Annotated in this window: 16 protein-coding genes; 14 read left to right on the top strand and 2 right to left on the bottom strand. The window is 65.2% G+C overall.

What is annotated here, in order from left to right; translation table 11 throughout:
- On the bottom strand, nt 1–720 hold a 720-nt coding region (locus H5T60_03470; protein MBC7241490.1), incomplete at its 3' end, for an iron-containing alcohol dehydrogenase.
- A 192-nt stretch (nt 721–912) separates the two neighbouring features.
- Between H5T60_03470 and H5T60_03465 the strand changes: the two genes are divergently transcribed.
- The 10 genes from H5T60_03465 (at nt 913) to H5T60_03420 (ending at nt 11,794) form a co-directional block, all read left to right on the top strand.
- Nucleotides 913–2,343, top strand: coding sequence for a trimethylamine methyltransferase family protein (locus H5T60_03465; GenBank protein ID MBC7241489.1), 1,431 nt, complete (start codon nt 913–915; stop codon nt 2,341–2,343).
- A gap of 141 nt (nt 2,344–2,484) precedes the next feature.
- A complete protein-coding gene (gene rplS, locus H5T60_03460) occupies nt 2,485–2,838 on the top strand; it encodes a 50S ribosomal protein L19 (protein MBC7241488.1) in 354 nt (117 codons plus the stop codon).
- A 122-nt stretch (nt 2,839–2,960) separates the two neighbouring features.
- On the top strand, nt 2,961–3,614 hold the full coding sequence (locus H5T60_03455; GenBank protein ID MBC7241487.1) for a ribonuclease HII: 654 nt from the start codon (nt 2,961–2,963) through the stop codon (nt 3,612–3,614).
- Nucleotides 3,614–3,982 (top strand): YraN family protein, encoded by a 369-nt coding sequence (locus tag H5T60_03450; GenBank protein ID MBC7241486.1) that lies wholly within the window; start codon nt 3,614–3,616, stop codon nt 3,980–3,982. The genes H5T60_03455 and H5T60_03450 overlap by 1 nt, the downstream gene beginning before the upstream one ends.
- 108 nt (nt 3,983–4,090) lie before the next feature.
- Nucleotides 4,091–5,143: an ABC transporter ATP-binding protein gene (locus H5T60_03445; GenBank protein ID MBC7241485.1), complete on the top strand. Its 1,053-nt coding sequence runs from the start codon at nt 4,091–4,093 to the stop codon at nt 5,141–5,143.
- On the top strand, nt 5,140–6,108 hold the full coding sequence (gene miaA, locus H5T60_03440; GenBank protein ID MBC7241484.1) for a tRNA (adenosine(37)-N6)-dimethylallyltransferase MiaA: 969 nt from the start codon (nt 5,140–5,142) through the stop codon (nt 6,106–6,108). The genes H5T60_03445 and miaA overlap by 4 nt, the downstream gene beginning before the upstream one ends.
- A gap of 180 nt (nt 6,109–6,288) precedes the next feature.
- The gene (locus H5T60_03435; protein MBC7241483.1) at nt 6,289–6,645 is read left to right on the top strand and encodes an Hsp20/alpha crystallin family protein; all 357 of its coding nucleotides are present in this window, start codon (nt 6,289–6,291) and stop codon (nt 6,643–6,645) included.
- A gap of 168 nt (nt 6,646–6,813) precedes the next feature.
- Nucleotides 6,814–9,354, top strand: coding sequence for an endopeptidase La (gene lon / locus H5T60_03430; protein MBC7241482.1), 2,541 nt, complete (start codon nt 6,814–6,816; stop codon nt 9,352–9,354).
- Nucleotides 9,355–9,503: 149 nt separating this feature from the next.
- On the top strand, nt 9,504–11,228 hold the full coding sequence (locus H5T60_03425; protein MBC7241481.1) for a putative DNA binding domain-containing protein: 1,725 nt from the start codon (nt 9,504–9,506) through the stop codon (nt 11,226–11,228).
- A gap of 17 nt (nt 11,229–11,245) precedes the next feature.
- On the top strand, nt 11,246–11,794 hold the full coding sequence (locus tag H5T60_03420; GenBank protein ID MBC7241480.1) for a MogA/MoaB family molybdenum cofactor biosynthesis protein: 549 nt from the start codon (nt 11,246–11,248) through the stop codon (nt 11,792–11,794).
- On the opposite strand, the gene amrA is transcribed toward H5T60_03420, so the two are convergent.
- The gene (gene amrA / locus H5T60_03415; protein ID MBC7241479.1) at nt 11,788–12,297 is read right to left on the bottom strand and encodes an AmmeMemoRadiSam system protein A; all 510 of its coding nucleotides are present in this window, start codon (nt 12,295–12,297) and stop codon (nt 11,788–11,790) included. The two genes, H5T60_03420 and amrA, sit on opposite strands and share 7 nt — an antisense overlap.
- A 163-nt stretch (nt 12,298–12,460) precedes the next feature.
- Here amrA and H5T60_03410 point away from each other — a divergent pair, with 163 nt between their 5' ends.
- From H5T60_03410 to H5T60_03395, 4 genes are all read left to right on the top strand, one after another.
- Nucleotides 12,461–13,141, top strand: coding sequence for a YdcF family protein (locus H5T60_03410; protein ID MBC7241478.1), 681 nt, complete (start codon nt 12,461–12,463; stop codon nt 13,139–13,141).
- Nucleotides 13,138–13,716, top strand: a complete 579-nt coding sequence (locus H5T60_03405) for an HDIG domain-containing protein (protein MBC7241477.1) — start codon at nt 13,138–13,140, stop codon at nt 13,714–13,716. The genes H5T60_03410 and H5T60_03405 overlap by 4 nt, the downstream gene beginning before the upstream one ends.
- 18 nt (nt 13,717–13,734) lie before the next feature.
- Nucleotides 13,735–15,282 (top strand): hypothetical protein, encoded by a 1,548-nt coding sequence (locus tag H5T60_03400; GenBank protein ID MBC7241476.1) that lies wholly within the window; start codon nt 13,735–13,737, stop codon nt 15,280–15,282.
- Nucleotides 15,279–15,829: glycosyltransferase family 39 protein (locus tag H5T60_03395; protein ID MBC7241475.1), on the top strand; the 551-nt coding region annotated here is incomplete at its 3' end. The genes H5T60_03400 and H5T60_03395, both read left to right, overlap by 4 nt.

The following is a 15,829-nucleotide window of genomic DNA, read 5'->3' as shown; positions in this document are numbered from 1 at the left end:
GCCGGCCTCTGCATCGGTCGGGTCCCGGGCAAAACGCTCCAGGTGCGCGTTCGCCAGCTCCAGCGCTTCCAGCGCCGGTGAATCGGTGAGCACATTCGCCCCGATGGAAAGATAGGCTTCGACGGCATGGGTGATGACGTCGAAGCCGGATTGCGCGGCCTGTGCCGGCGAGAGGGTGCGCAGTGTCTCCGGGTCAATGAGGGACATATCGGGGATCAAGTTTTTGTCCGCCATGACCATCTTGCACCGCGCGGATGTGTCGGTGATGACGCAGTACTGGGAGATATCGGCGCCACTGCCGGCGGTGGTGGGGATGGCGATCAGCGGCGGGAGCGGCTCGCGCGTTCGGCCAATGCCGACATAATCGTGCAGGTCACCGCCGTGGGAGGCCAGCAGGCCGATGCCCTTGGCGGCGTCAATGACACTGCCGCCCCCCAGGGCGATCAGCCCGTCGCAATCTTCGAGCAGGTACTGGCGGGCGCCGGCCATCACTTCATGATCCTTCGGGTTGGGAGTGACTGCGCTCCAGATAGTCACGGGGACGCCGTGATGCTGGAGATACTGCGAGAGTTCCTCCACCCAGCCGGCGGCGATCAGGCCGGCATCGGTGACCAAGAGGGGACGTTCGACCGCAAGCGCCTTCAGTGCATGGACAGCGCCAAAGCGAGCCCCATCGCCGAAGATAACCTCGGGGAGTGAGAAACGCACCAGCTTTTGCATCGGATGATAGCCGCGATCCTGGCCGCCATAATTTGGCTCACCGTTTGATACTCATATTATAAGTGAAAATGCACAAACGTGCAACCAACCTTTGCGGGAAAGCCTTGACAGCCGGCCAAGGCCATGGTATATTGAATCTGGTCTGATGGTATGAACAAAAGACCAATACAGCCGGCGTGAGAAGGAGGAACAATGGGGAAGCTCTCTCTGCGCGTGCTCAGCGAAAGTGAGATTGAGCGCATCCATCAGCGCTCGCTGGATGTGCTGGAGCAGGCCGGCGTACGGGTCCTGGATGCCGAATGCCGGCAGGTGTTGGCCGCCGCCGGCGCGCGGGTCGACGAGGCCAGCGACATCGTCCGCATCCCGCGTCAGTTGGTGGAAGAAGCGCGCCGGCTGGCGCCTCTCATGTTCGAGATCCACCACCAGGACGGCCGGCCCATCCTGGTGGGGGGCGAACATCGGGTGTTCGGTTCCCTGGTCATTGACCCCTGGATCATTGATTATGCGACCCTCCAGCCGCGCCGGCCCGTCCTGAATGACATCATCCGCCACACTCGCCTGGGGGATGCGCTCCCCATCGTGGGCGATATTCACCGCATGGATATGCCGCCCGAGGGCCTGCCGCCGGACGCCGCCTATGTCAAGAGCCTGGAGGCCTTCGCCACCAACACCACCAAACACCTCATGGCCCTGCCGGCTTCGGTCGAGTCCGCACGCGATTGGCTGGAAGTCGCCGAAATCTACGCCGATGGACAGCCGCTCGGCCGCCGGCGGGTGCTCTCCTTCGGCGTCGCCGTCACCAGCCCCCTGATGCTCACCGACGTCAACGCCTGGATCCTGAAAGAGGGCGTGCGGCGCGGCATGGCCACCATCCCCGTCATCTGTCCGATGGCCGGCACGACCTCCCCCCTGACCTTTGCCGGCACCCTGCTGGTCTCCAACGCCGAAAACCTCTTCCTCATCACCCTCAGTCAGCTTCTGCGGGAGGGCGCGCCCATATTGTACGGCGCCGGCCCCTCCCTCACCGACCTGCGCAGTGGCTATGATATCTACTACAGCCCCGACAAGATGCTCTGGAAAACAGCCCTCATCCAGATGGGGAAGTTCTACGGCCTGCCCACTACCGGCGAGACAGGGGGCTCCCTGGTGGGCCGGCATGACATGCAGTGCGGCATGGAAAGCGCTCTGCTGATGTTCCCCTCCATCATCCTCGGGCAGAATATGATGGGCGGCCTGGGCTCCTGCTACAACGCCGTCGGCATGTCCCCGGAGATGATCGTTATTCAGGCAGAGCTCGCCGGCCTGCTCATGCGCCTGGCCGAGGGCATTGACACGTCCGAGGAGATGCTGGGCTTCGATTCCGTCCTGCGGGCCGGCCCCGGCGGCCATTTCCTGGAAGACCCCCTCACCCTGAAGATGCTCCGCTCGCCGGAGTTCTTCAGCGGCAGTCTCTTCGACCGGCTGGGTGAACACGGCGCCGGCCGGCCGGAGGAATCCCTGCTGGCGCGCGCCCATGCGCGGGTGGAGGAAATCCTGGCCGCTCATGAGCCGGCCCTGCCTGGCCGCATTGTGGAGGACATCCAGCGCTGGGCCAGCCGGCGCCTGGCCGGCAAGAGGGGCTGAATTTTTTGCATATCCCTCCACCTTATGTTATAATGGCCGGCTGTAGTAGCCGAACACAAGGGTCCTGTTCCCAGCGAGACGGTATCTTCTGGCGCAGGGAAGGCGAACAGGGCTCTTTACTTGTGATGAAGGGGTGGCGAGATGAACAACGCATTACTGCAGTCCGTGGAAGCGGTCGAACCCAATCCGAATATCCCCGAGCTCCAACCGGGAGACACCGTCCGGGTACATGCGCGCATTGTGGAAGGCAACCGCGAACGCATCCAGGTCTTCCAGGGCGTCGTGATTCGCATCCGCAAGGGCGGCGGGGCCAATGCCAATTTCACCGTGCGCCGCATTGCCGCCGGCGGCATCGGCGTCGAGCGCACCTTCCCCCTGCATTCCCCCCGCGTTGAAAAGGTGGAGATAGTGCGGCATGCCAAGGTTCGGCGCTCCAAGCTGTATTTCCTGCGCGGTCTCAAGGGCAAGGCGGCCCGATTGAAGGAAAGGCGCTAATCCCTTTATTCTCCCTCCTTGGAAACGGCAGTATGGCGAGGCCGGGGTCTCCAGTACCCCGGTTTCGTATTTTCGTGTACAATATAACCGGAAGATCCTCTGGGGTCTGGAGGACTGGCCAAATGCCGCCGTCGCTGGAAAGAGAAGCAAGGTTGTGGCAGGTCGGCAGCCAGCGGGTCGCCGGCCTGGACGAGGCGGGACGCGGCGCATGGGCCGGCCCGGTCGTGGCCGCCGCGGTTATCCTGCCGCCGCTGGAGGATCTGCCGGCGGAACTGGCCGAGGTGGACGATTCCAAATGCCTCTCCCCATCCTGCCGGCAGGAGCTGTACCACGCCATCATCCGCCGTGCCCTCGCTTGGGGTGTGGGCATCGTGCCGGCGCAGGAGATTGACCGCATCGGCATCCTGCCGGCCACCCGCCTGGCCATGGAGCTGGCGCTCGCATCGCTCACCTGCCGGCCGGATGCCCTGCTGATCGACGCGCTGCACCTGCCGCAGGTCCCCTGCCCCCAGGAGGCGATCATCAAAGGGGACCAGTGCTGTTTCTCCATCGCCGCCGCTTCCATCGTCGCCAAGGTCACCCGCGACAACTGGATGGCCGCCGCCCATCAATGGCTGCCGGCGTATGGCTTCGCCCGCCACAAGGGGTATGGCACCGAGGAACATCGGGCGGCACTGCTCCGCCATGGCCCATCCCCCATTCACCGTTTCTCGTATGCGCCGGTGGCCCAACTGGTGCAGGGGCTCATCTCCGCATGCCCGGAGGAGGGGTGCTGATGGGCCGGCTGAGCTACCGCCGCGGGCGCCTGGCGGAGGAACATGCGGCGCGCTATCTGGAAGGCCTGGGCTATGCCATCCTGGCGCGTAACTGGCACTGTCCGGCCGGCGAGGTGGACATCATCGCCCGAGAGGGGGAGGCGCTGGTGCTGGTGGAGGTGCGGGCGCGCCGGCAGGACAACGCCTTCAGCACGCCGGAGGAGACCATCACCAGTACGAAAGGGGAGCGCCTGATGCAGTGCGGCGGATACCTGGTCGCCGAATGGGATTGGGACGGCCCCTGGCGCATTGACCTGGTGGCTGTGGACCTTTCGAGGGATGGTCAGCCGCTCCGCTGTCGCCTGATCCGCAGTGCGGTGGAGGGATAGGCGGTGACGTTGATCCGGCTGGAGGGAGTTTTCAAGCGTTTCGGGGCCGCCGGCCCGGAAATGCTGGCGGAAACCCTGGAGCATCCTCCTACTGCATATTATGAGCGCATGCAGGAGCCCGAATTTTTGGCGCCGCCTGGCCTGGCGCTGGATGGCGTGAACCTGCTGGTGCGCGCCGGCGAGACCATGGCTGTCCTCGGGCCATCGGGCTGTGGCAAGACCACGCTCCTGCGGGTGATTGCGGGGCTGGTGCCGCCGGACGCCGGCCGGGTCTATTTCAACGACCAGGATGTCACGGACCTGAGCCCGGCCGAACGCCGCATCGGCATGGTCTTTCAGAACTACGCCCTGTACCCGCATATGGAGAGCCGCGAGAACATCGCCTTTTTCTTCCGCATACACCATCGCGAGGAGGAAATCCCGGAGCGGGTGCGGACGGTTTCCCAGATCATGGGGGTCGGTTTCGAACTGCTCCTGGACCGCAAGCCGCCCCAACTTTCCGAGGGGGAGCGCCAGCGCGTGGCGATCGCTCGTTGTATCGCTCGCGAGCCGAGCGTTTTCCTGTTCGATGAACCGCTCTCGAACCTGGATGCCAAACTGCGGGTGAAGACCCGCGCCGAGATCAAGCGCCTCCTGCGGCGCTTCCACTGCACCTGCCTCTACGTCACCCATGACCAGAGCGAGGCCGTGGCGATGGGGGATCGCATTGCCGTGATGCGCGCCGGCCGCATCGAACAGGTGGGCACTTTCGGGGAGTTGTATGATTGGCCGGCCACCGCCTTCGTGGCAGGCTTTCTCGGCTCGCCGCCGATGAACATTTGGCCGGCGCAGGCGGATGTCGATTCTGTGCTGATCGGGCCGATGCGGCTTCCTATGCCGCTCCTTCGCCGGCCGCCGCGCGCCGGCACGCCCATCCTGTTCGGCATCCGACCGGAGCACCTCCATCCGGATGACGCCGGCCCCATCCAATTGGAGGTCGAGGTGGTGGAACCGCATCCTTCGGAGCATGTCCTGCTGGTGCACGGTCGGACAGCCGGCTATCCGGCCGTGGCGAAACTGCCCATCTCCGCCGGCGTGCCGCGCCGGCAGACCATACGGCTGACTTACGCGCCGGCCGATGCCCGGCTCTTCGATGCCTGCACCGGAGAACGACTGCCGTGAGCACTGAAACGAGCGCTGGGTCCTCGACGCCTGTTCGCTTGCTGGCCATCGTTGGGCCGACTGCCGTGGGCAAGAGTGCCCTGGCCCTGCGCCTGGCGGAGCGCTTTCACGGCGCCATTATCTCCGCCGACTCGCGGCTGATTTACCGGCATATGGATATCGGCACTGCCAAGCCCACGCCGGCGGAACGTGCCCGCGTGCCGCATTACCTCATCGACATCTTGAACCCGGACGAGCCTTTTGGCCTGGCCCAATTCCAGGAGCTGGCCTATCGGGCCATTGCCGACGCCCATCACCAGGGCTATCTGCCCATGCTGGTCGGCGGCACGGGGCAGTACGTCTGGGCGGTGCTGGAGGGGTGGAGCATTCCGCGCGTGCCGCCCCAGCCCACGATCCGCGCCCAATTGGAGGAGCAGGCGCGCCAGGAAGGGCCGGAGGCGCTTCACCGCCGGCTGGCCGAGCTGGACCCGACTGCCGCGGCGCGTATTGACCCGCGCAATGTGCGCCGCGTCATCCGCGCCCTGGAGGTCTGCCTGACCACGGGCCAACCCATCTCGGAGCTACAGCGCAAGAACCCGCCCCCCTATGACACCTTGATCATCGGCCTGCAGATGGAGCGGGCGGAACTGTACGCCCGCATTGACGAGCGTGTGGAACAGATGATCGCCGCCGGCCTGGTGGATGAGGTGCGCCGCCTGCTGGAGGCCGGCTATCCCCCTGACTTGCCGGCCTTCTCCAGTCTGGGATACCGTCAGATCATCGCCTATCTGCGCGGCGAGACCACCCTGGAAGAGGCCGTTGCCCGCATTAAGCGGGAGACCCGCCGGCTGGTGCACCAGCAGTCTATCTGGTTCCGCGCCAATGACCCGCGCATCCACTGGCTTCCGGCCCATGACTACCCGGCTATCGAGCGCTTTGTGGCGCAGTGGTTGGCGCGCCGGCCGGCGCCGCCGAAAAGTGCGTAAGCACAATTCCATGTTTTTATGCGACATAGTGTATAATTGGAGTATCATATTGGCGCGCTACCTTTGCCGTCATGAGGCGTTGGGCATTGAAACGTTTCGCCCTGCAGGATCGCAGGCAGGGCCATTTCGAAGGAGCAGGGAGATTGGGCCATGCTGGTAGGAAGGAGGATTACCTGGACCGTGAGCCATCAGGCAAAAGTTTGGCGTCCGCCCACCGATGTGTACGAGACGGACGATGCGATTGTCGTGCGAGTGGAGATCGCCGGCATGAAGGAGGAGGATTTCCATATCCAGCTCTCCCGCCGCACGCTGACCATCAGCGGCCGGCGCGACGACCATGCCAGCGGTTCCAAGCTCGCCTATCAACAGATGGAAATTATGTACGGGGATTTCCAGACGGAGGTCTACCTGCCCTGGACCATTGAGGCGGAGGACGTCGAGGCCACCTATCAGGACGGTTTTCTGGTGGTTGTCCTGCCCAAACCGAAGAAGCGGCGCGTGCGCGTGGTGGACGTCAATCAGGCCGGCAACTGTTAGCCATGCGCGCCCTATGCGGAAAAGATGATCTGCCGAGGCAATTCATCATTCCCTGCGCGCCAGAAATTGCCAAGGAGGAACAAATCCATGCCATTCACGGAATGGTCAACCTTACTTGAAGAGATGAATACGCCGGACGGGTCTGCCGGCGGTCCCTTCGGCGGGCCGATGCCGACCCAGGGACCGGAAGGTGAGGGGGCCGGCGCCGGCATCCCCGAGGTGCTTGCTATCCTGCCTTTGCGCGGCGTGGTCGCCTACCCGCTCATGTGGCTCCCACTGACCGTCGGCCAGCCCCGCTCCATCCGACTGGTGGACGATGTGGTGGTCAAAAAGCAAATGATCGGCCTGGTGGCCTCCAAGAATCCGGAGATCGAACAGCCCGGCCCGGACCAAATCTACCACGTCGGCTCGGCCGCTATCGTGCACCGCATGATGAAGGCGCCCGACGGCACCGTGCGCATGATCGTCCAGTGCATCGAGCGCATCAAGATCAAGGAGTTTATCCAGGAAGAACCGTATTTGATGGCCCGCGTGGAGGTTGCCCCGGACATCGTCGAGGAGACGGTGGAAGTGGAGGCGCTCTCCCGCAACGCCCTGGAGCTGTTTCGGCAGATGGTTTCCCTCTCCCCTCAACTGCCGGATGAGCTTCTCATGACGGCGATGAACCTCCAGGACCCGCGGGCGCTGGTGTACCTGATTGCCTCCAGCATCCGCATGGAGCTGAAGGACGCGCAGGAACTGCTGGAGCTTGACTCCGTGCGCGAAAAGCTCCTCAAGCTCACCACCATCCTGACGCGGGAGGTGGAGGTGCTGGAGCTGGGCCGCAAGATCCAGAGCCAAGCCCAGAGCGAGATGGAGCGCATGCAGAGGGAGTATTTCCTGCGCGAGCAGTTGAAGGCTATCCAGCGGGAGCTGGGTGAGGAGGACCCTCAGCAGGCGGAGATCGCCGAGCTGGAGCGCAAGCTGGCGGAAGCCGGCCTCCCGGAGGAAGCCGCCAAAGAGGCCAAGCGCGAGCTGGAGCGCCTGCGGCGCATGCCGGCGGCCGCCGCCGAATATTCCGTCATCAAAACCTACCTGGACTGGCTCATCAACCTGCCCTGGAACGTCCAGACCGAGGACAACCTGGATATCAACCGCGCCCGTCAGGTGCTCGATGAGGATCACTATGACCTGGAGGACGTGAAGGAGCGCATCCTGGAGTTCCTGGCGGTGCGCAAACTGCGCAAGGAGCGCCGGGAGATGAAGGAAAGCGCCGGCGAGGAGGCCGTCGGCGTCGAAGCGCCGGCGGGGCTTGCGGCGGCCGGCGATGCCGGGAAACCGCCGGCGGCAGAGGAAGCGGAAGACTACATCCGGCCCGAGCGCGCGGGCGTCATCCTCTGCTTTGTGGGGCCCCCGGGTGTGGGCAAGACCTCGCTGGGGCGCTCCATCGCCCGCGCCCTGGGACGCAAGTTCATCCGCATGAGCCTGGGCGGCGTGCGCGATGAGGCGGAGATACGCGGCCACCGCCGCACCTATGTCGGCGCCCTGCCCGGCCGCATCATCCAGGGCATCCGCCGTGTCGGCACCAAGAACCCGGTCTTCATGCTGGATGAAGTGGACAAGATGGGCATGGATTTCCGCGGCGACCCGGCGGCCGCTCTGTTGGAGGTGTTGGACCCGGAGCAGAACCGCGAGTTCCGCGATCATTACCTGGACGTGGCCTTTGACCTGTCGCAGGTGATGTTCATCACCACGGCCAACATGCTGGAGCCGATCCCGGCGCCCCTGCGTGACCGCATGGAGATCATTCAGATCCCGGGCTATACGGATGAGGATAAGCTCCATATTGCCCAGAAGTATCTCCTGCCGCGCCAGCTCAAGGAGAACGGCCTCCAGCCGGGCGAGGTGCAGATCACAGACCAGGCGGTCCTGCGCATCATCCGCGAGTACACGCGCGAGGCCGGCGTGCGCAATCTGGAGCGCCAGATCGGCTCCATCTGCCGCAAGGTGGCGACGAAGATCGCCGCCGGCGAGACGGTCAGCGTGACCGTGGATGCCCAGGACCTGCCGGCCTACCTGGGCAAGCCGCGCTTCCTGTACGACGTGGCGGAACGCACCGACCGCCCCGGCGTGGCCGTCGGCCTGGCGGTGACCCCGGTGGGAGGCGACATCCTCTTCATCGAGGCCACCAAAATGCCCGGCACCAAGCAGTTCATCGTCACCGGTCAGCTCGGCGACGTGATGAAGGAGTCGGCGCAGGCGGCGCTGAGCTACGTGCGCTCGAAGGCTGAAGAGTTGGGCATTGACCCGCGCTTCTTTGAGAAGACCGATATCCATTTGCACGTGCCGGCCGGCGCCACGCCGAAGGACGGGCCGTCCGCCGGCGTCGCCATCGCCACCGCCCTGGCCTCCCTGCTGACGGGCCGGCCGGTGCGCTCCGATGTGGCCATGACCGGCGAAATTACCCTGCGCGGCAAGGTCCTGCCGGTGGGCGGCATCAAGGAGAAGGTGCTGGCGGCCGACCGCGCCGGCATCACCACGGTCATCCTGCCGCGGCGCAACGAGCCGGATCTGGACGATATCCCGGAGGATGTCAAGAAGCGCATGAAATTCGTCCTGGTGGACGAGATTGACCAGGTCTGGAAGGTCGCCCTGCGCGATCAGCGCGTGGAGGAGTCGGTGGCAGAGGCGGAGGCTCCCGCGGCGGAGCCGGCGCCGGCCGACGTCTGAAGCGCGTATTCTGCTGGGGGTCGGTATACTGCCGACCCCCAGCAAACATCATTCACTAAAGCCATACCATTACTTGGAGGAACACATTGACTGCTCGAAACCCGTCCGATCCATCCCGCCGCCAGCAGGAGGGCTCCCGGTACAAGAATATGCAGTGGTACAGGATGGACCTGCACCTGCATACGCCGGCCTCTTCCGACTACGAGGAACCTGGGGTGGATTATCTGGACATTCTGCGCGAGGCCCATCAGAAGGGCCTGCATATTATCGCTATTACCGACCACAATACGGTGGCCGGCATCGCCGCCATCCGCCGCGAGGTGGAACAGCTTACCATGCTGGAGCGGCTGAACCGCATTCATCCGGAGGAGAAAGCCCGGCTGGACGAATACCGCCGGCTGGGCAATGAGATTCTGGTCCTGCCGGGCTTTGAATTCACCGCCACGTTCGGCTTCCATATCCTGGCTATTTTCCCTCCCGAGACCACTCTGCGCGAGCTGGAGCATCTTCTGCTGGAGATGAACGTGCCGGCCGACAGGCTGGACGCCGGCAGTACCGAGGTCGGCGCCACGGTGGACGTGCTGACCGCCTATGAGATGATCGACGAGGCCGGCGGTATCGTCATCGCCGCGCACGCCAACTCCGCCCACGGCGTCGCCATGCGCGGCCTGCCCTTTGGCGGCCAGACCAAGATCGCCTGGACCCAGGATCCGCATCTGCATGCCCTGGAGGTCACGGACCTGGAGAGCACCCGCCGCAACGCCACGGCGCGCTTCTTCAGCGGCACCAAGCCGGAATACCCGCGGCGGATGCACTGCATCCAGGGTTCGGACGCGCACCGTCTGCGCCGGCACCCGGAGGACCGCACTCGCCTCGGCATCGGCGATCGGGTGACCGAGGTGCTCCTGCCAGAGGTCAGCTTCCAGGCGCTCAAGGAGGTTTTCCTGGGCACCGATTTCGCCCGCACCCGGCCGTATCGCTCGACAAAAGAACCTTTTGACCACGTCCAGGCGGCGCGGGAACAAGGCCCCAGCATTGTCCAGTCTTTTCATGAGAGCATGGAGCGCCGCGGCGGCCGGCTCCATGCGATCCTGTGCGATGTGGTCGCCTTTGCCAACACCCGCGGCGGGACCATTTACATCGGCGTTGGCCCGAACCCGCGTCAGCCGCCGGCCGGCGTGCCGGAAACGGACTCCGCTATTGCGGTGCTGAAGGCGGAGATCGCCGAGAAAATCACGCCGCCGCTGGATGTCACCGTGGACGAGCTGGAGTCCCAGGGCAAGCGCATTGTGCGAGTGGTGGTGCCGGAGGGGAAGGATAAGCCCTACGCCCTGGAGCAGAGCAAGATTTACGTGCGTCAGGAAGCCGAGACCAGCCTGGCGGTGCGGGATGAGATCGTCCAGCTTGTGCGGGCGCAACTGCTGGCGGAGAAAGAGCAGGAGGAGCCGGCCATCGAACCTTCGCCCGAGCCGGCGCCTACCGCCGAGGAGCCTGTCCATGTCCAGCCGGCTGCCGGCGAAATGGTGGACCCGCCGCGCACCGGCGTGGAAATCGTCAATGTCTCGGAGCGCAAAGGCACGCGCTATTATGCCCTGCGCGACCTGCGCAACGGCAACGTCGTGCAAAACGTCACCCGTTCCTCCGCCCGCAAGCTCTGGCGCTACGCCATCACCCAGGCGGAGCAGGCACCGGTGGACCCGGCCAAGGTCACCTGGAAGGGCAACCTGGGCCTGTGGAAGAAGACCTCCAGCCGCGGCAACGTGCATTATGACCTGGTCCAGCGGGATGCGGAGGGACATCTGCACGTGTATTACGGGGTGAGCGAGGACGGCATTCACGGCCCCTGGCAGGAAGTGGTAGGGGCAGAGAGCTGAGGCGTGGGGAGGCCGGCATGGACGAAGCGCTGTGGCCCCGCGTGGGGATATTAACTGTCAGTGATCGCAGTGCCCGCGGCGAGCGAGAGGATGCCAGCGGGCCGGCGCTGATCAAGCTGGTGGGGGAGGAGCTGGGCTTTCACGTCGCCCAGTACGCTGTTGTGCCGGATGAGCAGGAGCAGATCGCCGCGCTACTGCGCCAGTGGGCGGACGAACTACGCCTGGACCTCATTCTCACGACAGGCGGGACGGGCTTCGCACCGCGCGATGTGACGCCGGAGGCCACTCTCTCGGTCGTGGAGAAACTGGCGCCAGGTTTGGCAGAGGCCATGCGGGCTGCCAGCCTGGCCCTGACCCCGCATGCCATGCTGAGCCGGGCGGTCGCCGGCATTCGCGGCCGCACGCTCATCGTCAATCTGCCGGGCAGTCCCAAAGCGGCTCGGGAAAACCTGCTGACCATTGCGCCGGCCCTGCGCCACGGGCTGGCACTGCTGGCGGAAAAGGCCGGCGAGGACCAGCGCCATGACCCTCACGGCGGGCATGGCGCCGGCCACCGCCATCAATAATAGCGCTTCACCTCAAAGCGGTACATTTCGACCGGTTCGCGCGGCCCGATGCCGGCCTTGCGCCGCGCGATGTCCACCTGCTGTTCCACCGTGTCCACCCCTTCCAGGTCTGGCAAGAGCAGTCCGCGCCGCCAGCCGCTCTGCACGATGACCCCATAGCGCTTCGGGTCCAGTTCGTCCAGGCTGTATATCCGTTCGGGGGGTGAGAGCACGTCCACGTTGATGACCAGGTCGTCCAGCTCCGCCGGCGTGACCGGTGGGAAGCGCGGGTCGCGCGTGGCGGCGGCGATGGCGTTGTGGATGACCTCCTCGGCGATATTGGGCCGGGTTGGCTCGATGGTGCCGATACAGCCGCGCAGCGCGCCGTCGCGAGTATGGATGGAGACGAAGACGCCGGCGCGCCCCTTCATTTCCTCGGGCAGGGGAGAGGGTGGTTGGGGGATTTTCCCATAACGGACATATGACTCGATGGTTTCCTTCGCCAGTTTCACCAGCGGGTGCATGGCTCACCTCCTTACATGCCGTGCGTCCAGCCGTCCAGGCGTATTGTACCACAAAAGGGCGGAGGGATAAAACGGACGCATGCGAGTCCCGCAATTTGCCCATTCCCATGGAACCGTGTATCGTAGGGAACGTTATGTGTTGTAGGATACATGGGAAAACGCCATGGCTCCATGGAAGCATACTCTGGTGAGAGTGGTGTTCCTGCTGGCCGGCGCGGGCATTGTCGCCGGCCCGCTGGGCATCATCTGGCATATCCGACGCTCCACCGCGCCCTACATATATCGGAACATCGAGGAGGTGCCGGCGCGTCCCATCGCCATTGTGCTGGGCGCCGGCCTTGAGCGAGACGGCCGGCCCAGCGCTGTGCTGGCGGATCGGGTGCGCACCGCCGCGGCGCTGTACCATGCCGGCAAGGTGCGCAAGCTCCTCATGACTGGCGATAATCGCTTCGCGTGGTATAATGAGCCGGCGTCCATGGGAGAGTATGCCCTGGCGCTGGGCGTGCCGGCGGAGGATATCGTCTATGATTATGCCGGCCGGCGCACCTATGACAGTTGTTATCGGGCGCGGCACATCTTCGGCATCACCGATGCCGTCATCGTGACCCAGCGCTTTCATCAGCCCAGGGCGGTGTACCTCTGCCGGCAGATGGGCATCAATGCGGTGGGCATTACGGCCGATCTCCAGCCCTATCTGATGGAACAGTGGTACCGCCTGCGGGAACTGGCGGCACTGCTCATGGCCTGGGCGGACGTGCATATCCGCCGGCCGCTCCCCGTCCTGGGAGAACCGATCCCGATCGTATACGAGGATTCCAACAGCGTGATAGGAGGTATGCCATGAAGGTCACACGGGAGGCCGCGTGGGAGCTGTTGACGCAGAACACGAAGGACCCCAGCCTCATCAAGCACGCCTTGGCGGTAGAAGCGGCCATGCGTGCCTATGCCCGCCGCTTTGGGGAGGATGAGGAGTACTGGGCGGCGACAGCGCTGGTGCATGACCATGACTACGAGCAGAACCCCGACCCTTCGTCGCATCCTATGGCCGGCGCCAAGAACCTGGAGGCCCTAGGCTGGCCGGCGGATATCATCGAGGCGGTCAAGGGCCATGCCAAATACCTCAACGTGCCCCGCACCACACCTCTGGCCAAGGCGCTTTTCGCCGTGGATGAGCTGACCGGCCTGATTATCGCGGTGGCGCTGGTGCGGCCGAGCAAAAACATCGCTGATGTGACGGTCCAGTCCGTCAAAAAGAAGTGGAAAGATAAGGCGTTCGCCGCCGGCGTCAACCGCGCCGACATCGAACAGGGCGCGCAGGAGCTGGGTGTGGACCTGTGGGAGCACGTGAGCATTGTGCTGGAGGCGATGAAAGGCATCGCTGACAAGCTGGAGCTGGACGGCCGGCTGGCGCGCCAGTAGCCGGGACGCGGTGCGACGATGCGGGATGACGGGAAGCTGGCTTATCCCTTGACAGCGGCTTTGCTGTCGCTGTTCGCGGCGGCGCCGCTGGCGCGTCCGGGTTTCCCCCAAACTGCCGCTGGCTTTCGCCCCGTTTGGGCGCTGGAAGCGTTCGTGCACTGCGGCGGCTGGCCGGCGGTGGCGGAGCACGCCGGCCCGGCCGCGCGGGATGGGCTTCTCCCCCTGGTTTTTGCCGCGCTGGCGCGCTGGGCGGGCGCGTCCGCCGGCGATGCCGTGAAATGGTCACTGGCGCTGGCGACCCTGCTGGGCGGCCTGTTCCTGTACGGCTGGCTGGCCGGCCGCTGGGGCAGGCCAGCGGCCCTGCTGACGGCGGTGGTGTACACCTTCCTGCCGTACCGTTTGGCGGTCACATATGTAGCCGGCGGGGCCGGCGAACCCTGGGCGCTGGCGCTGTATCCCTTGGCCGGCTGGGCGCTCCACCGCTTTGCCCAGCGCCCGCGGCTCTCCTCGGGGACCGCCGCGCTTGCGGCCTGGGGCTTGCTGGCCCTCTCCCATCTGGGGCTGGCGGTCTGGTTCGCCCTGTTCGCGGCCAGCGCCCTGCTGTGGCGGTACCGCCGGCCGCTGGCGCTTCTGCCCCTTCTGCCGGCCGTTCCCCTGGGGGGCTGGGGCCTGCTGGCCGGCGGCACGGAGCGCTTCTTCGACCATTTCGTGTACGTCTATCAGCTTTTCTCCGCCGCCTGGAGCACGGTGCCCAGCTCCGCCGGCTGGAAGGACGAGATGCCCTTTCAGCTTGGCATCGCGCCGCTGGCGCTGGCCGGCCTTTCCCTGTTGGTCAGAGCCGGGGACGCCGATCGCCGCCGCACGAAGCGGGTACTGCTGGCCGGCGTCATCCTCTGCTGTCTGCTGACCCTGCCCATCAGCGCGCCATTCTGGCACATCTCGCGGCTGAACGCCCTGCTGGCGTATCCCTGGCAGTTGCTGGGGCTGGCCGGCCTGGCCCTGGCCCTGCTGGCCGGCAGTGCGGTGCGCGACGTGCCGGCGCTGGCGCGCATTCCCTGGCTGGCCGGCCTGGTCCTGATCGCCCTGCTGGCGGTGTATCCCTATCTCCAGCCGGCGTGGACGGAGGTACAGCCCCCTGATCGCCCGCTGGCGGTGCTGGGGGATCAGGCCGTCGCCCTGCTGGACTATTCGTTCCGCGGCGAGCTGGCGCCCGGCGGGGATATATCCCTCTCGGTGACCTGGCAGGCGCTCGACTGGCTGGACAGGGACTACACCGTGTTCGTGCAGGCGCTGGACGCCGGCAACACTATCTGGGGCCAGCAGGATATCCAACCGCGCGGCGGCGAACGTCCGACCAGCACCTGGGTTCCCGGCGAAATCATCACCGACACGTATGGCTTTCATATGAAGGAAGATGGGCCGCCGGCCGGCTACCGCGTCATCATGGGATTCTATGATGCGCAGACGGGCGAGCGCCTGCCGGTGGGGAAGGGGGACCATGTGGAGCTGGCATTCCCGCGGCCGGCCTATCCGCTTCCATGGCCGTGTGGGGAGGTCGGGCCGTGAGGCGCGAGCGCATCGGGTCGGCGGTGGACATATACATCTTTTTGGTAGCATTGGCCGGCCTCTTCGCCATCGGCCCGCTGTTACTGCCCGGCTATTTCTGGGGCGCCCACGACGCGCGCCACAGCGTGTACTTCCTGTTCGAGTTCGATCGCTCCATTCAGGAAGGCATCTTGTACCCGCGCTGGTCACCGGACTTTGCCTTCGGCTACGGCTATCCGTTCTTCAACATTTACGCCCCGCTGGCTTTTTACATCGGGGAAGGGTTCCATCTGTTGGGGCTGGGGTTTGAGGATGCGGTCAAAGCGGTCTTCGGCCTGGCGCTGATGCTCTCCGGGCTGGGGATGTACGGCTTCCTGCGCCGGCCGCTGGGCCGGCGGGGTGCCCTGCTGGCGGCGGTTGCCTACATGTATGTGCCGTATCATCTCTTTGACATGTATGTGCGGGCGGCGCTGGCGGAGTCCTTGGCGCTGGCTGTCATCCCCTGGGTCTTGTGGGGGTTCCATGAGATGGTCTGGCGGCCGCGATTTGCCAGCGTGGCCGGCGCCGG

It is taken from the genome of Anaerolineae bacterium, assembly GCA_014360855.1.
In the GTDB taxonomy this organism is placed as follows: Bacteria; Chloroflexota; Anaerolineae; order JACIWP01; family JACIWP01; genus JACIWP01.
This window is presented reverse-complemented; position numbering and strand designations above follow the sequence as displayed.

Bases quoted from the DNA above. Each gene is read 5' to 3' on its own strand.
- H5T60_03465 (MBC7241489.1), top strand. From the start codon at position 913: ATGGGGAAGCTCTCTCTGCGCGTGCTCAGCGAAAGTGAGATTGAGCGC.
- rplS (MBC7241488.1), top strand. From the start codon at position 2,485: ATGAACAACGCATTACTGCAGTCCGTGGAAGCGGTCGAACCCAATCCG.
- H5T60_03455 (MBC7241487.1), top strand. From the start codon at position 2,961: ATGCCGCCGTCGCTGGAAAGAGAAGCAAGGTTGTGGCAGGTCGGCAGC.
- H5T60_03450 (MBC7241486.1), top strand. From the start codon at position 3,614: ATGGGCCGGCTGAGCTACCGCCGCGGGCGCCTGGCGGAGGAACATGCG.
- H5T60_03445 (MBC7241485.1), top strand. From the start codon at position 4,091: ATGCAGGAGCCCGAATTTTTGGCGCCGCCTGGCCTGGCGCTGGATGGC.
- lon (MBC7241482.1), top strand. From the start codon at position 6,814: ATGCCGACCCAGGGACCGGAAGGTGAGGGGGCCGGCGCCGGCATCCCC.
- H5T60_03425 (MBC7241481.1), top strand. From the start codon at position 9,504: ATGCAGTGGTACAGGATGGACCTGCACCTGCATACGCCGGCCTCTTCC.
- H5T60_03420 (MBC7241480.1), top strand. From the start codon at position 11,246: ATGGACGAAGCGCTGTGGCCCCGCGTGGGGATATTAACTGTCAGTGAT.
- amrA (MBC7241479.1), bottom strand. From the start codon at position 12,297: ATGCACCCGCTGGTGAAACTGGCGAAGGAAACCATCGAGTCATATGTC.
- H5T60_03410 (MBC7241478.1), top strand. From the start codon at position 12,461: ATGGCTCCATGGAAGCATACTCTGGTGAGAGTGGTGTTCCTGCTGGCC.
- H5T60_03405 (MBC7241477.1), top strand. From the start codon at position 13,138: ATGAAGGTCACACGGGAGGCCGCGTGGGAGCTGTTGACGCAGAACACG.
- H5T60_03400 (MBC7241476.1), top strand. From the start codon at position 13,735: ATGCGGGATGACGGGAAGCTGGCTTATCCCTTGACAGCGGCTTTGCTG.